The following is an 18,982-nucleotide window of genomic DNA, read 5'->3' as shown; positions in this document are numbered from 1 at the left end:
GATAGTTTGGTGAGGCAGACAGTAGATTAAGATGTCTGCCTTTGTTGTTATTTATACAGGGGGTTTTTATGAAAAAGGTAAAAATAACCGTATTAAAGGTAACGCTTGATGAAGAACTTGCCAAAGAGTATGGTGTGGAGGGGCTAACCGCCTGTCCTATGATGGATAAAGGACAAGTATTCTATGCTGATTATGCGAAACCGGAAGGATTTTGTGATGAAGCATGGAAAGCAATTTATCAATATGTATTTGCCTTAGCACATGGTGCAGGGAATAATCTGTTCTATTATGGCGATTGGATAAGAAAACCAGGTGTTGCCATTTGTAGCTGCAATGATGGCTTAAGACCCGTTATTTTTAAGCTGGAAGCAACTTCTGAAGATTCTCATATAGAGTATCAACCAATCCGTTAAATGCTATTTTATCGGTGAGGCTATCTTAATAAGAAAGGGAGTGGCGCAAAAGTGCCACTCCTTTTACTTTGAAAAGGTTCACGATGGCAGTTTGGCAATTCCAATGCGATGCTCTGGGCGACTTTTCTGGTCTGTTAGCTTCGGAATTGCTCCAGCTATACCGTAACGTCCACGCTGCCATCAGTAGCAAGGCCGCTGACCGTAATGTCCACGTTACCACCGGTAGCAACATCACCACCACCGACAGCAACACTGTCACCAGCAGCTTCGGCGGCTGCCACAGCCTGGGCCTCGGCGGCAATGCTCACTTCACTGGCTGTGTCCAGCTTGGTTGCGGCATCAGGGAATCCCTGGTCAGCATTGGCTTTTTTACTCCCGAAGGTATAATCTCGCGTTACGTCGATCAGATAGCTGTTTTCTTTGGTGGTTCGAGCTAGGCGCTTTCTACGGAGTTCTGCTTTAATCTGCTCAGCCCGTCTGTCCTGCTGGTTTTGTTCTGCCTTGCGTTGCCGGTGCTTGATGACGTATTCACTGTGCAATTCATGCACCTTGCTGCGGGCCCGTTTGATCAGCTTTTCCAGCTTGCTGATATAGGCGCGCGCCCTTTGGGCATCGTCGCCCTCACCCAGCGCCGCGATCAAACGCAGGTTGATGAGGTTGCTGTGGGCTTCGGATATCAGGGTGTTCACCTGCAGTTCGTTGGTGGCCGCCACCAGTCGGGAAGTGAGTCCGGCAGCGCTGTCTGTGGGTTTGGAGGAAAGTTTGATACTGCCTGGCCTATTCGAATAGCTATATCGTTCAAGGAAGCCGACGGGGTCCTTTTCATCATAGAGAAATTGCCGCCGTCGGTCCAACTGTTCCAACATCTCCTGGAGAGCTTTTTTTTCTTCCTCGGCTTTGCTAAGAGCTTCCTTTTCCTCCTCACTAAGCTGCACAGCGCCCTGGGATGCCACGGGATAATCCATTTTTGGGGGAGGGGCTTTGATTTCCAATTTCACGCCCTCCTTTCGAGGTACATAGAAATCTCTCTTTACTTATGTTATCGAAAAAAGATGGCAGGAATTTAGCCCTGCCGGTAATTTTGCTGCGAGATCGTAGAAATTTATCAAGAATCATTTTCGAATTAGACACTTTTTCCATTTTACCGAATAAAATAAAAAAGTTCTAAGTAAGGGCTTGGGAGAATTGCGCAGTTGGAAAAACTACGTTCTCTAAAAGAACAGGTCTGTTACTTTAGGTACAAATCTTCTTTTTATATGCTTGTCGGCATATAAATGTTTAGTAAGTTTTAGCCTAGGCATATCGGAAAGTATGACTATGCGATCTGCCTAAGGGTAAACTAGGTTTCCACCGGTGCCTAAAGACTTGGCGTACCCTGAAGGGCATAACCTAAAGGTCGTAACCTATATAGGTCACGGGCAGGTAAACAAGCTACATTTTTCTAACAGATTCTGACTGCAAAAGGAGTGATAAATGCGTGGATTTTTTGAAGCTTCTGGACGAATACCGCTCTGTAGAAAAGAGTTTAGCCTGGGCTGGAACATTTCAAGATTACCTAACAATTATCAAAGAGAAGCCTTATGTTAGCCAATTGGCACACGCGAGACTATACAACATGATTAAGGATGCTGGTGTGGAAGAAAAGGATGGCAGAAAAACGTATAAGTTTTTTTCTCAGGAAATTTTTGGCTTGAATCAGCCATTGGAAAAGTTGGTAGAAGAATATTTCCACCCTGCAGCCAGGCGTTTGGATGTACGGAAGCGTATTCTGTTGTTAATGGGTCCGGTTAGTGGTGGTAAATCAACTTTGGTAGCTATGCTGAAACAGGGATTAGAGAAGTACAGTCGTTCTGAAAAGGGAGCCTTGTATGGCATTAAAGGTTGTCCCATGCATGAGGAACCCCTGCACTTGGTACCTAAAGAATTACGAGAAGAGTTCATGAAAGAGTATGGCGTATATATCGAAGGAGAACTTTGTCCATCCTGTCGGATGATGTTGGAAAAAGAATATGGCGGCAAAATTGAAAATGTTGAAGTAGAACGGGTTTTCCTCTCCGAAGATGAAAGGGTAGGCATCGGAACCTTTACTCCCTCCGATCCAAAGTCTCAAGATATCGCTGATTTAACCGGCAGCATAGATTTTTCTACCATTGCGGAGTACGGTTCTGAGTCGGATCCTCGGGCTTACCGCTTTGATGGAGAACTAAATATTTCTAACCGGGGTCTGATGGAATTTCAAGAAATGCTCAAGTGCGATGAAAAGTTTCTTTGGAATTTGCTATCCCTGTCTCAGGAAGGAAACTTTAAAGCGGGCCGCTTTGCTTTGATTTATGCCGATGAAATGATTATTGCTCATACAAACGAAAATGAATACAGAACATTTATTAGTAACAAGAAAAATGAAGCACTGCAATCCCGGATCATTGTCATGAAAATACCTTATAATTTAAGGGTTTCCGATGAAGTAAAGATTTACGAGAAGCTAATTAAGCAAAGTGATCTCAGCACCATTCATATCGCCCCCCATGCCCTAAGGGTGGCTAGTATTTTCTCGGTGTTGTCTCGCCTCAAGGAATCAAAAAAACAGGGTATGGACGTCGTTAAAAAAATGAAGCTATACGATGGAGAAGATGTAGAGGGCTTTAAACAAAAGGATCTTAAAGAACTGCAGTTCGAAGCCATTGATGAAGGCATGAGTGGAGTTGACCCACGATATGTCATTAACCGCCTTTCTTCGGCTTTAATCCGGACCAATACCCAATGCATTAATCCAATGGATGTGCTGCGGGCCATTAAAGATGGACTGGACCAACATCCTTCTATTACCCAGGAAGAGCGCGAGCGGTTATTAAACTTCATCTCAGTGGCCAGAAAAGAATACGATGATATGGCCAAGAAGGAAGTTCAAAAGGCCTTTGTTTATTCCTTTGAAGAGTCTGCTCAGGTATTGTTTAATAACTACTTAGATAATGTGGAAGCTTTCTGCAATGGAGTTAAATTAAAAGATCCTATTACCGATGAGGAAATGGACCCCGATGAAAAACTTATGCGATCCATTGAAGAGCAAATTGGTATTTCGGAAAATGCCAAAAAAGCCTTCCGCGAAGAGATTCTAATTCGCTTATCCAGTTATGCCCGTAAACAGAAGAGGTTTAACTATAATAGTCACGAAAGATTACGGGAGGCCATTGAGAAGAAACTCTTTGCAGACCTCAAAGATATCGTTAAGATTACAACCTCTAGTAAAACTCCCGATGCCGAACAATTAAAACGTGTTAACGAAGTTAGTGCACGCCTAATAAAAGAACATGGTTATTGCCCGGTTTGTGCCAATGAATTGTTGAAATATGTAGGCAGCCTGTTAAGCCGCTAGGAGTGATGGCTGTGAATTATCAATTTATCATTTCACGGGAAGATTGGTCACTTCACCGCAAAGGTGAAGTTGACCAACACCGTCATCGCGAAAAAGTACGAGAAGCGATTAAGAAAAACCTGGCCGATATTGTCAGTGAGGAAAGCATTATTCTTTCCGATGGTCGCCGAGTGGTCAAAATACCGATCCGATCACTGGAACAATACCGCTTCCGTTACGACATGCGCAAACAAAAGCATGCCGGACAAGGGAACGGCAAAAGCAAAGTCGGGGATGTCCTTGGCAGCGACCCTGATCAGGCACCGGGACAGGGACCTGGTGCAGGAGAAGACCCAGGTCAGGACTATTATGAAGCAGATGTTACCTTAGATGAAATTGAACAGATTGTCTTTGAAGATCTATTCCTGCCCAATTTGGATGAGAAAAAGAATAAAAAGTTATCCTCTGAATCAGTAGAATTTCGTGATGTACGGAAGTATGGTATTCAGAGTAATATTGACCGCAAAAGAACCATATTAGAGGTGCTTAAGCGAAATGCCCTCAAAGGCCAACCGGGCATACATGGCATTACACCGGAGGATTTACGCTATAAAACCTGGGAAGTTGTGCCCAAGTTTGAATCCAGTGCCGTGGTACTGGCCATGATGGACACCAGTGGTTCCATGGGACCCTTTGAAAAGTATATTGCACGCAGTTTTTTCTTTTGGATGGTCAGGTTTTTGCGAACGAAGTATCAAAATGTGGAAATTATTTTCTTGGCGCATCATACTGAGGCTAAGGAAGTTACAGAGGAAGAGTTTTTTACCAAGGGGGAAAGTGGGGGGACCCGCTGTTCCTCAGTTTACCAACTGGCACTGGATATTATCAATAGCCGTTATCCAAAGGATGATTATAATGTGTACGCCTTTCATTTTTCCGATGGCGATAACCTTACCAGTGATAATGAAAAGTGTATTCGTTTGATTGATCAATTGCTGACAAAATGCAGTTTGATAGGCTATGGAGAGATTGAAGGACCCTATTACTATACCAGCACATTGAACTCTTATTACAAACGGGTTACCCATTCTAGATTTACCAGCGTAACCATACGTGATAAGAGCGGTGTATATAATGCGCTTAAGGCATTCTTTAAAGAGCCCGAGCCAAGGGAGGGAATGTCTGTATGAGTGATCGAGTGATGGAAGAATTATATCAATTGGAAATGTCTATTCCCCAAATGATGGAAATAGCCCGCCATAATAAACTGGACTTTTATCCGATGCGTTTTGAGGTTTGCCCAGGTGAAATTATTTATACCTTTGGCGCCTATGGCATGCCCACTCGTTACACTCATTGGTCCTTTGGTAAATCCTATCACCGTATGAAAACGCAATACGATTATAATCTAAGTCGGATCTATGAAATGGTGGTCAATTCCGATCCTTGTTATGCTTTCCTGTTAGAAGGGAATACCCTTATCCAAAATAAGATGGTAGCTGCCCATGTACTGGGACACTGTGATTTTTTTAAGAACAATCTGTATTTTAGTCATACCAATCCGAAGGATATTATCGAATCCATGGCAGTGGCTGGGGAACGATTCCGCAGATATGAAATGGTTCATGGTCAGCAGAAAGTGGAAGCACTCATTGATGCGGTTATGTCTATTCAAGAACATATTGAACCCCATCGATTGATAAAAGAAAATGGAAAGAACACGGACCAAAAATGTGGCTGCTGTAGTAGTAAAAAACCAGCCACGCCCTATGATGATCTGTGGGACTTAGACAAAAAGAAACAGTGCTGTCAAGGCAGTGGAGGTTGTCAGCAAAGAAAGACAGCTAAAATTCCCGAACAGCCAGAAAAAGATCTTCTCTTGTTTATTATGAAGCATGCCCGGGAACTTGAGGAATGGCAATTAGATATCATTTCTACCATGCGAGACGAAATGTTATATTTTTGGCCACAAATGCAGACCAAGATCATGAATGAAGGTTGGGCCAGTTATTGGCACTTACGCATTATGCGGGAGATGGAGTTAACAGAGGCTGAATCCATAGAGTTTGCCAAAATGCACGCAGGCGTCATTATGCCCTCTCGTAACAGTATCAATCCCTATTATCTAGGCCTTAAGATGTTTGAAGCTATTGAGAAACGATGGGATCAGAAATATGGTCAAGGTGCAGGCAAGGAAAAGATCTTTGAGATTCGGGAAATCGATAATGACATATCCTTTCTGCGTAATTATTTAACAAAAGAACTGGTGGAGGAATTGGATTTATACCTCTACCGAAAAATAGGTCATGATTGGAAAGTTGTTGAAAAGAATTGGGAAAAGGTACGGGATCACTTGGTGAATAGTATGACCAACTGTGGTTTTCCAGTCATTGTTGTGGAAGACGGGGACTACGAAAAACGTGGTGAACTTTATTTACGACATATTTTTGAAGAAAAAGAGCTGGACATTAAATATCTGGAAAAAACATTGGTGCATATTCAAAAGTTATGGAATCGACCGGTACATTTAGAAACAAAAATTGATAAAAAGACCGCCCTGTTTAGTTTTGATGGGGAGAAAGCAAGTAAAAAATTTCCTTGATTTAAGTAAGTAGAGAGAGACTCCTGTTTTTGCCAGGAGTCTTTTCTAATTATTTTCAAGGACAAGGGCAATCCTAGGTATACTACTCAAAAAAATTGGAGTTGATCCATGATGAGGCCTATGTGGAAGGGAGCCGTAAGTTTTGGCTTGGTTTATGTACCGGTTAAAATGTATGCTGCCACAGAAAAGAAAAATGTGAAATTTAACTATCTCCATGATAAATGTAAGACACCCATTCAAAACCGCCGCTTTTGCGCCCATTGTGATACCGAAGTGGCCAATGAGGAGATTGTACGTGGTTACGAATATGAAAAGGGTAAATATGTCATCATGAAAGATGAAGACTTCGAAAATTTACCTTCAGAGGGTAGCAAAAGTATTAATATTGTAGATTTTGTGGATTTAGCAGATATTGACCCGATTTTTTATGATAAAGGTTATTACTTAGCTCCGGGTGAAGGCGGCCAGAAAGTCTATGAGCTTTTAAAAAGGTCTATGATCGAAACTGGTAAGGTGGCAGTGGCTAAGGTGATCATTCGTAATAAAGAATCCTTAGCAGCTCTGCGGGTAGCTGACGATGTATTGAGCATTAGCACCATGTTTTATTTCGATGAAGTAAGAAAACCCAAAGCAATCCCGGAATTAGAATACACCGTAGATCTTCATGATAACGAACTAAAAATGGCTGTTAATCTCATTAATAATCTTTCTTCCCAGTTTCAACCGGAAAAATACACCGATGAATATCGCCAGCAGTTGATGGAGGTTATTCAGGCTAAAATTGCCGGAGAAGAAGTAGAGATGGCACCCACAGCCCAAACCGATAAAGTAATAGATTTAATGTCTGCCCTGAAGGCCAGTATCGATTTGGCAAAGCAGGAAAGGGATAATGAAAAAAGGCCAGCCACAACAAAAAAGACCAGTCGTACCAAAAAAGCCACAGCCTCTTAAGGCGGGCTAGATTATTTTTAACAAAAAGGTGCTGTTGCACAATGAAACAATAATGCGTCGTGGGGGCGACCTGTGGTCGTCCGCTGCTACTGTAAGCCCGCAGGTAGTTCATTCGGACGAACGAAGTTCGCCCCTACTATAACAAAGGAAGTGCTACAAAAAAGTAGTTTTGCAGCACTTCCTTTTGTTTTTAAAGCTTAAGTTGATATTTTTGCGCTCGGTACAGCAGTGCGGAACGGGTAATACCTAATAACTGGGCTGCCTTGGTTTGGTTGCCATTGCTTTTCTCCATAGCCTTTAAAATCAATTCCTTTTCCACATCTTCAAAGGAAATTCCCTGGTCAGGAAAATTAATAATCAATTCCTGCTGTTCTTCGGTCTTGCTGGTTGGAGTCCTTTGGATTTCCTTAGGCAAGTGATGGGATTTTATTTCGTGTCCCTGGGATAGAATCACTGCACGCTCAACGACATTTTGTAATTCCCGAATATTTCCTGGCCATTCATAAGACAACAGGAGACCCATGGCATCAGGAGAGATGAATTGATTATGAGATGGATTAAATTTTTCCAAAAAATGCATGACCAACAGCGAGATATCTTCCTTGCGTTCCCGTAGAGGCGGCAGATGAATGGGCAGTACATTTAAACGGTAATATAAATCTTCGCGAAAAGTTCCATTACGAATGCTTTCCAGGGGGTCTCGATTGGTGGCAGCAATGACCCGGACATCCACCTTAATACTTTCTGTGCCGCCCACCCGTTCAAATTGTCTTTCCTGGAGTACTCTTAATAACTTAACCTGCATAGATAAAGGCATTTCCGTTACCTCATCTAAGAACAATGTCCCATGGTTGGCTAGTTCGAAGCGTCCCAACTTACGTGCTACTGCACCGGTAAAGGCTCCTTTCTCATGACCAAATAATTCACTCTCCAAAAGAGATTCTGGTAAAGCTGCACAATTAATCGGGACAAAGGGTTTCTCCCTACGAGAGCTCAGTTGATGAATCGATAACGCGCTAACCTCTTTACCGGTACCACTCTCTCCGGTAATTAAAACCGTCGCGTTGCTATCGGCTACTCTTTCAATAAGAGTACAGACATCCTGGATGGCTTGGCTGTTGCCAACAATTCGTCCGTATCTCTTATTTAATTCCGACCTAAGGAAAGAAACTTCTTCCTGTAAATGACTGACCATGATGGCCTGTTTGACAACAAGTTTTAACTCATCCAGATCGAAGGGTTTCGTAATATAATCAGTGGCACCCAGCTTCATAGCCTCAATAGCGGTATCAATGGTGCCATGGGCTGTGATCATAATGACGGGAAGGTTAGGCAGTAGATCCTTAGCCTTGATCAATACTTCCAGACCATCCATCTCCGGCATTTTTAAGTCCAGAATTACCAAAGAGGGAGTTTCATTACGTAGCAGTTCCAAACCTTGCTTACCCCGGGTGGCAGTAATTACCTGGTAGCCCTCTTGGCGTAGCCCCTTTTCCAGAGCCCAACACATATGTTCTTCGTCATCAATTACCAGTATCTTGTTCATCAAATACACTTCCTTCCTTTGGGTTGGATTTGGGTAATGTTACTGAAAGAGTTGTCCCTTCGGAAGATGTTTCAGAAACCCAAATATTGCCATTATGCATATGAACAATTTGATGACTGATGGATAAGCCCAGTCCCGATCCGTCATCTTTGGTGGTATAGAAAGGATCAAAAATGCGAGGCAGATCATATTTATCTATTCCTATACCGTTATCGATAAAATCAACCTTAACCATATCCCTTTCGATACCCGTCTTAATGGTAAGGATTCCTTTGCTTGGCATAGCCTGGATGGCATTTAAAATCAAGTTGACGAAGACTTGTTTCATTCTGTCAGAATCTATATCAGCAAGGGGTAGCGGAAAAGAAAAATCTTTAACCAATTCTATTTTATGTTGTCGCAGCATGGGGTAAGTAAAAGTAAGAACCGATTCCAACAGCTTGTTGATATCTGTTGGGCATACTACCGGTTTACTGGGACGACCAAAATCCAATAATTCTTGAATAACCTTATTCCCTCGATCCACTTGATCGCAAATAACCTTAGTATATTCCCTGATGGTTGGCTCAGATTTATATTCGCCCTCCATCACCTGCACGGTGGCTTTGACAATGCCCAAAGGATTACGTAATTCATGGGCTACTCCGGTTACCAGTCGTCCTAAAGCCACTAATCTCTCCGAGCGCATTAATTCCTCTTGTAATCTTTTCTTCTCTTTCAATGAGTCTGCCATGTTATTGATGGCTTGGACTACTTCACCAATTTCCCCCGGCATAGCTGGCAAGCGGTTATCAATATTTTCTTCCATGCTGAGCAATCCCTTTTTAATAACTTGTACCTCAGAAACTAGGTTGTGAATGATATAGAGAGCAGCTCCCAATCCTAGGAATAATCCCAGCAGGGTAAGATATCTGGCGATCAAACTGAACCGTCGGCTTTGAGCAAATACCGGGTGTACCTGTTCATCGGCCCAGGCAATGGCAAGGAGATGTCCGTTCTTCATAATTGGCATGAGATATTCAAAGGTCTGATCCCCCAGGGAGCCTGTAATCCGGGAGAGGGGTTCCTTGGTTGCACTTACTGCCGTGATCCCAGAGTAGGCCTCATTTAAGATACGTTTTTCACGGTCTTCGGCAATAGGACGATATTGGTGTAGATAGCCATGAACATAAAGTTCCTTGGTTTGTGGTATATAGAGTCCCAAACGAACGCCTGGATTAACATCCGACAGGGGTTTCGCTGTTTTTTCAAAGGCATCGGTAATGGCTTTAATGTCGTTGGGAGAGTGCCAGTGATTCTTATCGGTTTCTATAAGAACATCACTTAATTCATGAGCAGTTGTATTCACCATAGTTTTCAAACGTTCTTCCTTGGTCTTTAGCAACATTTCATCTTTGGCACCGGAAAAGAAAATATCATAGACCATGACCAGGATGGGGATTAATAAAATAGCAAAGATTGTAATCATAATTTGGGTGGCAAAGGACTGTTTTCTTAATATTTTTAGCAAACCCTTCACTCCTTTGTACAAAATCAAACAAAACCAATAATAACTGTATAAAAACAAACACGCAATCTAGGTATGTTATTGTTGTCACAAACCAAGTAATGGTCGGATTTTTTAAAAAGTAAATCTAGTCTGTGTAAAGTAGATATAATAATTGTATAAAAACAGACTATTAAGGCCTAGTTTAGTTGTTTTTTTCTAGTATAAAGTTGGCACTGGTTTTGCAATATAAAAATGTCAAAGGAATTAAAAATTAAATTTTAAGAGAAATTACGAACATTATACCACAAGTGCTTTAAACAAATAATGAAATTGCTTGGTTTACGTAAAATACTCGAGGATTTTTTTAAAAATGGTTTTGTCTGTGTGTATGAAATCAAACAAAATGTTTGCGGATTTGCTTTTAGGCTGTGGCTTTTGCTACTTCTATAACATGGAGGGAGTTACTTATGACGGCGACTCAATTTGCCGAGTGGGTTCAGGAGAAGTTTGATACCTGCAATGTACACAATGAAATCGAAACAAGCAAATTAATTGTGGAAGTTATGAAGAAATATTTCGCTCTTGATAAAGAAAGCGATGAAGAGCAATGAAGAAAGAGGATTTACTATAAGGGGTGTACGGGATGCCCGGAAGTACAGATAAGAAAGTTAGGGACATCATGTTGCCCCTTCAAGATTATGCCACTGTGTTTTTAGAAAACTCTCTGCGCGATGCTATGTTTGTATTGAAAAACACCTTTTATTCAGGTTGTATGGCAGGATCCCAATCACACCGCTCTATTTTAGTTTTTGATACGAAAAAAAGATTAGTTGGGACGCTAAGTTTTCGGGATGTTATTAGTTCGCTACAAATCATGGGGAAAGATGGTAGAGCAAGGGAGGGTAAATTCAATAGATTATGTCTTAATCAGGCTTCTAAGAAGGTAAAAGATGTCATGCGACCCATTTCTACCAAGCGGCTACAGGCGCAGGACAGTATTCTAGAGGCTATTGATCTATTGATGAATCAAGATCTGGAATTGGTCCCTGTAGAAGAAAAGGGCAATATAGTTGGCATGGTTAGAGCTGTGGAGATTTTTAGAGAAGTCAGCGAACTGGTTGAAAAAGAAATGTTTTCCTAAAACGGGGTGAAAGCAGATGCTGGAAACCGATGTGCTGTTTAACAGAATGCAGAAAACAATACTTCCGGAAGAATTGACGGGAGTTTTTGAAAAAATATCTTTGGCAGATGAACTGTGTAAGGCTTACACTCACGTGAACCGCGAGGTAGTGAAGGTAGGTCTCCTAGTAATGATGCTGCAAAGCAAAGGACTGATCCACAGTGGGCTGGATGGTTTGCTGGTATATCTGGCTGATTTGAGCATGGAAGATAGAATAGAAATCTGCCATGTAATTACACAGGCCCAGACAGAATATGCCACTGGGGAAGCCAAGATCATCCAATATTTCTGTCATTAAATAAGACGGGGTGATAATAATGGGGTGATGATATTGGATAAAAGAATGATGAAGAGAGCAAAACATAACCACCAACGAAATTTAGAGATTGTTATCCGAGAACTTCGCTTATTAAACGAACAGGGTGGAGCTTCGCTGGAGCATTTAGCGTTGCAGTGCGATGTTAGTATTAGACAAATTTATCGTTACCTTAACGAATTACAAAACCTTGGTTACCAAATCCTAAAAGCTGCTTATCCTGGAAATTATTCAGCGGGCAGATACTTGTTGGGTCATTCGGAGCAGGAGAACAGAGTAGAGTACCCCCTACTAAATATGTTGCAGGAGCTAGACAATATTAAAAATGAACTAAGCTTTACAAAACTTTTTCTTAAAGAAATGATTATCCGAATTTGGCTCAATCAGTTAGGGATTGTATTACCGTTTTCCATTCCTATTTTAGCCTTTCACCAGGAAGATGCCATTAAGGTCAGTAAGCAAACCATGATCTACGCAGAATCCTCAGGGCAACCTTGGGAAGAGATTAAACTTCGGGTTTCAGCCAAAGTACTTACTAACGTTACCCAGACTTTTTCCACCGAGATTATTTCTAAACAAAGACAAAGAGATGGTTCCTTTGTACTTCAACTAAAAACCAAAAGAATTACTGAAATGGGTGGCTTGTTAACCCGGTGGGGAAGTGAAGTGGATGTATTGGAGCCAGGTTCTCTTAGACACAAAATACTGGAAAATTGCAAATCCATTCTTCATGCCAACAGGTTAAAGAGAATAGATGGCAAGGTTATTTTTCCTGTAGCAAATATTTAAATTTAGAAAGGTTTCAAAGGGGGGATGGGTTTACTAATAAGCACCTTAAAGAGATACTATGCCTTTGGTAGCACCTTGTTTCACAACCTTATTCGCGTAAATATTCCTGCTTTTATTTACAGCACCTTATTTAGCTGACTAATTTGAAGTTTGGGGGCATTTATATGAATTTACTCAAGTATGTGCCAATCGTAGATACCGTAAGGAATTATGACAAAAGAGACTTTAAATTTGACCTAACTGCGGCACTCACTGTGGCAGTGGTGGCTTTGCCACAAACGATGGCTTATGCCATGATTGCCGGGGTTCATCCAGCCTATGGTTTGTATTCCGGTATTGTATTAACTATTTTGGCCTCTGCCTTTGGTAGCTCAAACCAACTAGCCACTGGGCCAACGAACGCCATTTCACTGTTGATTGCTGCCTATATGGCTTCCTTTGTTGGCCAGGATAACTTCTTTGTGAACCTTTTCCTACTTACTTTTATGGTAGGAGCTATCCAGTTTGCCCTTGGTGTTTTACGCTTAGGTTTGCTGGTTAACTATGTATCCCATGCTGTTATTGTCGGTTTTACCGCGGGAGCTGGTATTATTATCGCCATGGGTCAATTAAACAACCTAATGGGTGTTAAATTACCCAAGGGTCATTTATCCAGTATTGATAAAGTGGTAGCCTGCTTTACCAATATTGATAAGATGAACTATGTAGCATTTGGAATTGGGTTATTTACCATTGCAGTGATCTTAATCTGCAAAAGAATCAACAAGAATTTACCTGGGGCTTTATTGGGAGTAATTTTCTCAGTGGTTTTGGTTATGGCTCTGGGTTTAGAGCAATATGGCATAAATGTTGTAGGCAAAATACCTCAGGCCATTCCTCCCCTGAGTATGCCGAACTTTAGTTTAGAGGCTGCCGGGCAGTTGAGTGCCGGTGCCATTGTTATTGCCATTATCGGTCTGGTGGAAGCAGTGTCTATTTCAAAGGCAATTGCTTCTAAAACCTTGCAAAAGATTGACCCGAATCAGGAATTTATTGGGCAGGGCATTGCCAATATGGGCGGTTCTTTCTTTAGCAGTATTCCCGGTTCCGGTTCCTTTACCCGGTCGGCAATTACCTTCCAAAACGGAGGCAAAACAAGACTGGCAGGTGTGATGGTGGGGATTATTATCTTGGTGGTGTTAATTTTCTTTGCACCCTATGCCAGGTATATCCCGAATGCTAGCTTGGCTGGTGTTATTATGGTGGTTGCCTATTCCATGATCGATAAAAAGGCTTTGGTTAAAGTATTGAAGACGAATCGTAGTGATGCCGTTGTATTACTGGTAACCATGCTGACGACTATTTTTGCCCCGGAATTAGAACAGGCTATTTATGCAGGCGTAGCGTTGTCCCTGCTGCTGTATCTCAAGGAATCTGGTTCAGCTAGTGTTAAAACATTAGCTCCGGTACGAGCCGCCGATGGTCGTTTTGTGGAGCAGGCAGTCAATGGCGACAATCCGTCTATCTCGATTTTTCAATTGGAAGGGAATCTCTACTTTGGTTCCTCAGCGGATCTGGAAAAGAAATTAAGTGAGGGGTATTCTGATTCCAAAGTCTTTCTCATTCGGTTTAAAGGGATCTCTGTTATTGATATTACTGCTTTGGAAGTAGTTGAAGCCTTTGTTACCCGGGCTCTTGACGATGGGAAGAGGGTGATCTTGTCCGGAGTTACCCCTAAAATCTATAAAATGATGGATAAGATGCACATGACCCAGCATGTGGGTGCAGAAAATGTCTTTATGGAAGATGATGAGGTATTTGCTACCTCCGGCAAGGCACTGGACGAAGCCAGTTCCTTTGTAAGAAATATTAGCTATAGCAGTACCCAAGAGAGAGTTGCCCAGGCGCAGGGTTAAAACATAATTAAACCCATAAACCTTAATTATAATAAATATTTATAATTACAACAATTAGTAACAAATAAAAAATTAAGATCGTTGGTTTAAAAAGCCGAACTGTTGATCTTGATAAAATTACTAAAAAAAGTGGTCATTTGGCCACTTTTTTTAGTAGGTTAAGAAAGGAAACGCTATAGCTTAAAAAATTGAGAAATATCTAGCTAAATTTAAAAATGTCGAGGATATCAAGCTGTACAAAATTTCACTAAAAAGATATTTTAAGACAAAGTCAAATGTCACTAATTATTGGCAGGCAAAGTGCGAAGGGGCAAGGATTTCCTTGGCATTGGGTAGGCCAGCACAATCTGCGGTATCTGTACCGTTTCTATGTGCTGGTTTTTTAGTTCCGCTTTTTGGTCATACTTTAATGATGAGGGGGTTAGTACTATGAATGGAACCTCAAAATGCGGTCAATGCAGGTATAAAGATAGTTGTCAGATTAGGCTTCAACTTAGCGACATCGTTAAAGAGGTTATCAAACATGCTGAGTCTGAGGTACAACGTTTAGCACCGAAGGAAATTGATTACATGATTGTCACCGATATTGCGTTAATTCCCACCCGTTGCCAAAATTACGTTTGCCGAAATGATAACGGCGACCTGGTAAAAGAAAAAGACCGCTTGTTCTTTCTGGATAGAGGAGTAGCCCCCTCAGCAATATAATGAAAAATGGTCACCGAGCACCCCTGACAAAAGGGGTGTTTTTTATTGATGAAAAATAATTTTTGATTACCTAAAAAATCAAGAAAAATAACCGCTTAAGTAGTGACAAAAAAATTTAAAAAAGCGTTAGCGTGAGCAATGATGCAATAAGCCGAGTACAAGTGCCTAAAATCACATAATCAACTAAATATCGTCCTGTACAATAATATCTAGTTTGATTACATTTATAGCACAATGACAGAATGATTTGTCAATAAAAAGTCTTAATGATTTGTCAGTCAGGGGGCTGGTATATGTCGCAGTCCGTGATGGAAAAACGAATATGTGATGAGTTTATTAAGTTTCAGCGAAATCTCGTCGGGCGAGGTCCTGAGTGTACGAAAGTAATGATTTGCCGAGATATGATCATTGTTCGGTCAACCGGGGTTTTGACCAAGGAGGAAAAGCATGTTAGCGGTACTCGCAAAGGAAGAGCCTTAGTCAAACAATTAAGAATGGAATTAAGGGATACATACGTGGAGCAAATTGAGCGGATTATCTGCAATATTATCCAGTGCAGGGTAAAAAGCAGTCACGGCGATATTAGTATTAGAACAGGCGAACAGATAGAGGTATTTATTTTAGAAATTGACTTGGAGAAAAAATTAAAAGCCAACTGACAAATGATTCTTTCTCAAAGGGTTATTTTGTTAGTCAGTTTATAATTGGTAGGCTCTACACAAAGTAAAAACTTGGTGTAAGTAGACCAGTGTTATTAAAGGACAGTATACCTGTTCTTTGAACGCTGGTCTTTTTATTTTTTAAAGGAGGTGGTAAGGCAGTAGCTTTATTTAATATTCAAACAATGAACAAACACCTGAAAGTGAATAATAAAGAGGGGTGTATTTAATGAATCAAAACACGAAAAGAATTTTCTTTATACTGTTAGGTTTAGCTGCATTTTTTACCCTTTATTTAGCTCCGCAATTTGCTCCGGCCGTTGATCCGTCCGGTAAAGCCTTTGAGTTATCCCAAGAGGGTAAGGCTGCCATTGGTTTGTTCTTGTTAGCGGGTATTTGGTGGGTATTTGAGGTAACCCCCATTGGCGTTACCAGTATCGCCATTGGTGTTTTTCAGGCATTATTTTTAATTCGTCCGGCTAAAGATGCCTTTAGAGACTTTATGGACCCTACGGTTATGTTTATTCTGGGTTCTTTACTAATTGGTTTAGCTTTTACAAAAGCAGGAATTACGAAACGAATTGCGTATAAAATGTTAGATGTAGTAGGGGAAGATACCCGGAAAATTCTTTTAGGCGTCTTTATTATTACCGCATTACTAACCCACATCATGGCGCATACAGCCGTGGCTGCCACCATGTTTCCCATCCTAGTGGCTATTCTTGCTCTCTACGGAGAAAGCACCGATGGTAAACCGACCAAGTTTGGTAAAGCACTGTTTATCGGCATGGCTTATACCGCCGGTGCCGGTAGTATCTGTACCCTGTTGGGTGGTGCCCGTAACCCTGCAGCAGTAGGTTTCTATAAGGAATTCACCGGTATAGATGTTTCCTTTATCGATTTTTCCCTGCACCTGGCACCCTTTGGCTGGTTAACTGTATTTTTAATCTGGGCCCTGTTGTTAGTCATCTATAAGCCTGAGAAAAAAAGGATTCCTGGTCTAAGAGAAAAAGCCCGTGCCGAATACGCCAAGCTGGGACCTGTTAACAAGCAAGAGGTTTTTGTAGGAGTTGTCATTTTCTGTGCTCTCACCATGTTAGTACTACAGGCAATTATACCTGCTTTAAAAACCATGGATCGTTCGGTGCCACTGTTGGCTGCAGGCTTACTGTTCTTCCTATCGAACATTTTAACTGTTGAAGATTTAGAGAAGAAAATCCCCTGGAATATCGTGTTATTATTCTCTGGTGCTATGAGCATTGGCTTCTGTCTCTGGCAAACTGGCGCCGCTGAATGGATTGCGGTGAAGTGGTTGGCAATGCTGGTAAATGCTCATTGGCTGGTATTCGTTTTAGGTATCTGTTTCTTAGTATTAATTATGACCAACTTTATTATGAACGTAGCTGCCATCGCGATTACACTGCCGGTAGCACTGGTTATTGCTAATTACCTGGGAGTTAACCCGGAACTGATTCTCTATGGTGCCACTGCCATGGCTGGTATGCCCTTCTTACTCTTAATAGGGGCTGCCCCCAATGCGATGGCTTACGAGTCCAAACAATTTACCACGGGTGAATTCTTTAAAACCGGTATCCCTGCCAGCGCTGTGATTTTGTGCTTACTGGTGTTAATGACCTTCACTTATTGGCCGATCATCGGTATGTCTGCATTGATTAAGTAAGAATTGAGCAATCTTTACTATTAATCCTGATACACCTGGCTTGGTCGGGTGTATCAGGATTTGCTTATAAATTTTAAATAATACTATTAATTATTATTCATGAGAGGGGATTACTGTGGAAGGAAACAGTCAAGTTATTTTTGCTACAGCCGTGTTTTTGATTTCCTATGCAATTATTATCTCAGAAAAAATTCATCGTACCGTGGTGGCCTTATTTGGTGCCATGTTGGTAATAATTGGTGGCGTCATTCACCAGGAAAAGGCAGTGGCAGCCATTGATTTTAATACCATTGGTCTGCTGGTTGGCATGATGATTATCGTGGGTATTGCCAGAAATTCAGGACTTTTTGAGTACTTGGCGGTAAGGGCAGCGAAACAGAGTAAGGGAGACCCTGTTAAGATCATGGTTTCCTTGTCTATTATTACCGCTGTTTTATCTGCTTTTTTAGATAACGTGACTACTGTTTTGCTGATTGTTCCCGTCACTTTTTCCATTGCCAAAGCGTTGGAGCTTAATCCAATGCCAATCTTATTTGCCGAAATTTTATCTTCCAATGTTGGCGGTACAGCAACCCTAATTGGGGACCCGCCGAACATTATGATTGGTTCTGCTACCGGACTTGGCTTTATGGATTTTGTTGTGAACCTGGCGCCAGCAATTATTGTTATTCAAATCGTGACTGTTCTCTTATTAAAGATAATTTATGGCAAACAACTGGTAACCCGTGAAGACTTAAAGAATAATATTTTAAAATTAAATCCCAGTGACGAAATTAAAGATGTTGTTCTGCTCAAGAAATCATTATTTGTTATCTTCTTAACCATCACTGGTTTTTTAGTGCACCAGTATGTCCATTTGGAATCAGCTACCATAGCCCTGGGCGGTGCAGCGTTACTATTACTGATTACTCGTGATGAACCTGAACATGCACTTCAAGCGGTGGAGTGGCCAGTGATTTTCTTCTTTGCCGGGCTCTTCATCTTAGTAGGGGCACTGGAGCATGTTGGGGTTATAGAATGGGTGGCCAAAGAATCCCTGAAACTCACCGGAGGTGCCATCTTACCTACCGGTATGCTCATTCTCTGGCTTTCTGCAATTGCCTCGGCTTTTGTCGACAATATCCCATTTGTGGCTACAATGATTCCTTTAATTCAGGATATGGGCCGCTTAGGTGGTATTGCTGATTTAAATCCCCTTTGGTGGTCACTATCCCTAGGGGCCTGTCTGGGTGGTAATGGTACCATCATTGGTGCTTCTGCTAACGTAGTGGTAGTAGGTATGGCCGAAAAGCGTGGCTATAAATGGACCTTTGTTGGCTTTATGAAAGTAGCATTCCCATTAATGCTGGTCTCAATTGTATTATCTACTGTATACTTATACTTCTTCTTTTTAACGTAACTATC

At 41.5% G+C, this 18,982-nt stretch carries 17 protein-coding genes; 14 read left to right on the top strand and 3 right to left on the bottom strand.

Features of this window, described 5'->3' with window-relative positions:
* The first annotated feature begins 68 nt into the window (after nucleotides 1-68).
* Complete coding sequence (locus tag BUA78_RS12925; RefSeq protein WP_072915238.1) at nucleotides 69-413, top strand: TIGR04076 family protein; 345 nt, start codon at nucleotides 69-71, stop codon at nucleotides 411-413.
* Nucleotides 414-568: 155 nt separating this feature from the next.
* On the opposite strand, the gene BUA78_RS12920 is transcribed toward BUA78_RS12925, so the two are convergent.
* On the bottom strand, nucleotides 569-1,405 hold the full coding sequence (locus tag BUA78_RS12920) for a hypothetical protein (RefSeq protein ID WP_072915235.1): 837 nt from the start codon (nucleotides 1,403-1,405) through the stop codon (nucleotides 569-571).
* Between the two features lie 485 nt (nucleotides 1,406-1,890).
* Between BUA78_RS12920 and BUA78_RS12915 the strand changes: the two genes are divergently transcribed.
* From BUA78_RS12915 to ku, 4 genes are all read left to right on the top strand, one after another.
* The gene (locus tag BUA78_RS12915; protein ID WP_072915233.1) at nucleotides 1,891-3,786 is read left to right on the top strand and encodes a PrkA family serine protein kinase; all 1,896 of its coding nucleotides are present in this window, start codon (nucleotides 1,891-1,893) and stop codon (nucleotides 3,784-3,786) included.
* A gap of 5 nt (nucleotides 3,787-3,791) precedes the next feature.
* Nucleotides 3,792-4,955, top strand: a complete 1,164-nt coding sequence (yhbH, locus tag BUA78_RS12910) for a sporulation protein YhbH (RefSeq protein ID WP_072915231.1) — start codon at nucleotides 3,792-3,794, stop codon at nucleotides 4,953-4,955.
* The gene (locus tag BUA78_RS12905; RefSeq protein WP_072915229.1) at nucleotides 4,952-6,367 is read left to right on the top strand and encodes a SpoVR family protein; all 1,416 of its coding nucleotides are present in this window, start codon (nucleotides 4,952-4,954) and stop codon (nucleotides 6,365-6,367) included. The genes yhbH and BUA78_RS12905 overlap by 4 nt, the downstream gene beginning before the upstream one ends.
* 111 nt (nucleotides 6,368-6,478) lie before the next feature.
* Nucleotides 6,479-7,318 carry a non-homologous end joining protein Ku gene (ku, locus tag BUA78_RS12900; protein ID WP_072915226.1) on the top strand — a complete coding sequence of 280 codons (840 nt, stop codon included), beginning with the start codon at nucleotides 6,479-6,481 and terminating at the stop codon, nucleotides 7,316-7,318.
* Nucleotides 7,319-7,508: 190 nt separating this feature from the next.
* On the opposite strand, the gene BUA78_RS12895 is transcribed toward ku, so the two are convergent.
* The gene (locus tag BUA78_RS12895; protein ID WP_139257374.1) at nucleotides 7,509-8,867 is read right to left on the bottom strand and encodes a sigma-54-dependent transcriptional regulator; all 1,359 of its coding nucleotides are present in this window, start codon (nucleotides 8,865-8,867) and stop codon (nucleotides 7,509-7,511) included.
* A complete protein-coding gene (locus tag BUA78_RS12890) occupies nucleotides 8,842-10,374 on the bottom strand; it encodes an ATP-binding protein (protein ID WP_072915222.1) in 1,533 nt (510 codons plus the stop codon). The genes BUA78_RS12895 and BUA78_RS12890 overlap by 26 nt, the downstream gene beginning before the upstream one ends.
* Nucleotides 10,375-10,820: 446 nt before the next feature.
* On the opposite strand from BUA78_RS12890, the gene BUA78_RS20265 reads away from it, so the two are divergent.
* The 9 genes from BUA78_RS20265 (at nucleotide 10,821) to BUA78_RS12850 (ending at nucleotide 18,977) form a co-directional block, all read left to right on the top strand.
* Nucleotides 10,821-10,964, top strand: coding sequence for a hypothetical protein (locus tag BUA78_RS20265; protein WP_175549017.1), 144 nt, complete (start codon nucleotides 10,821-10,823; stop codon nucleotides 10,962-10,964).
* 32 nt (nucleotides 10,965-10,996) lie between these two features.
* Nucleotides 10,997-11,494 carry a CBS domain-containing protein gene (locus tag BUA78_RS12885; protein ID WP_072915219.1) on the top strand — a complete coding sequence of 166 codons (498 nt, stop codon included), beginning with the start codon at nucleotides 10,997-10,999 and terminating at the stop codon, nucleotides 11,492-11,494.
* Between the two features lie 16 nt (nucleotides 11,495-11,510).
* Nucleotides 11,511-11,831 carry a hypothetical protein gene (locus tag BUA78_RS12880; protein WP_072915217.1) on the top strand — a complete coding sequence of 107 codons (321 nt, stop codon included), beginning with the start codon at nucleotides 11,511-11,513 and terminating at the stop codon, nucleotides 11,829-11,831.
* Between the two features lie 33 nt (nucleotides 11,832-11,864).
* On the top strand, nucleotides 11,865-12,638 hold the full coding sequence (locus BUA78_RS12875; RefSeq protein ID WP_072915214.1) for a WCX domain-containing protein: 774 nt from the start codon (nucleotides 11,865-11,867) through the stop codon (nucleotides 12,636-12,638).
* Nucleotides 12,639-12,802: 164 nt separating this feature from the next.
* Nucleotides 12,803-14,533, top strand: a complete 1,731-nt coding sequence (locus BUA78_RS12870) for a SulP family inorganic anion transporter (RefSeq protein WP_072915211.1) — start codon at nucleotides 12,803-12,805, stop codon at nucleotides 14,531-14,533.
* 429 nt (nucleotides 14,534-14,962) lie between these two features.
* Entirely contained in the window at nucleotides 14,963-15,238 is a 276-nt protein-coding gene (locus BUA78_RS12865; protein WP_072915209.1) for a hypothetical protein, read from the top strand.
* 293 nt (nucleotides 15,239-15,531) lie between these two features.
* On the top strand, nucleotides 15,532-15,897 hold the full coding sequence (locus BUA78_RS12860; protein ID WP_072915206.1) for a Na-translocating system protein MpsC family protein: 366 nt from the start codon (nucleotides 15,532-15,534) through the stop codon (nucleotides 15,895-15,897).
* Between the two features lie 229 nt (nucleotides 15,898-16,126).
* Complete coding sequence (locus BUA78_RS12855; protein WP_072915204.1) at nucleotides 16,127-17,578, top strand: SLC13 family permease; 1,452 nt, start codon at nucleotides 16,127-16,129, stop codon at nucleotides 17,576-17,578.
* Nucleotides 17,579-17,693: 115 nt separating this feature from the next.
* Nucleotides 17,694-18,977 carry an ArsB/NhaD family transporter gene (locus tag BUA78_RS12850; RefSeq protein WP_072915201.1) on the top strand — a complete coding sequence of 428 codons (1,284 nt, stop codon included), beginning with the start codon at nucleotides 17,694-17,696 and terminating at the stop codon, nucleotides 18,975-18,977.
* Nucleotides 18,978-18,982: the final 5 nt, after the last annotated feature.

Origin of the sequence: Desulforamulus aeronauticus DSM 10349 (assembly GCF_900142375.1) — a bacterium.
Classification (GTDB): Bacteria; Bacillota; Desulfotomaculia; order Desulfotomaculales; family Desulfotomaculaceae; genus Desulfotomaculum; species Desulfotomaculum aeronauticum.
Note: the sequence above shows the minus strand (reverse complement) of the source record. Positions and strands in the feature narration are given on the sequence as shown.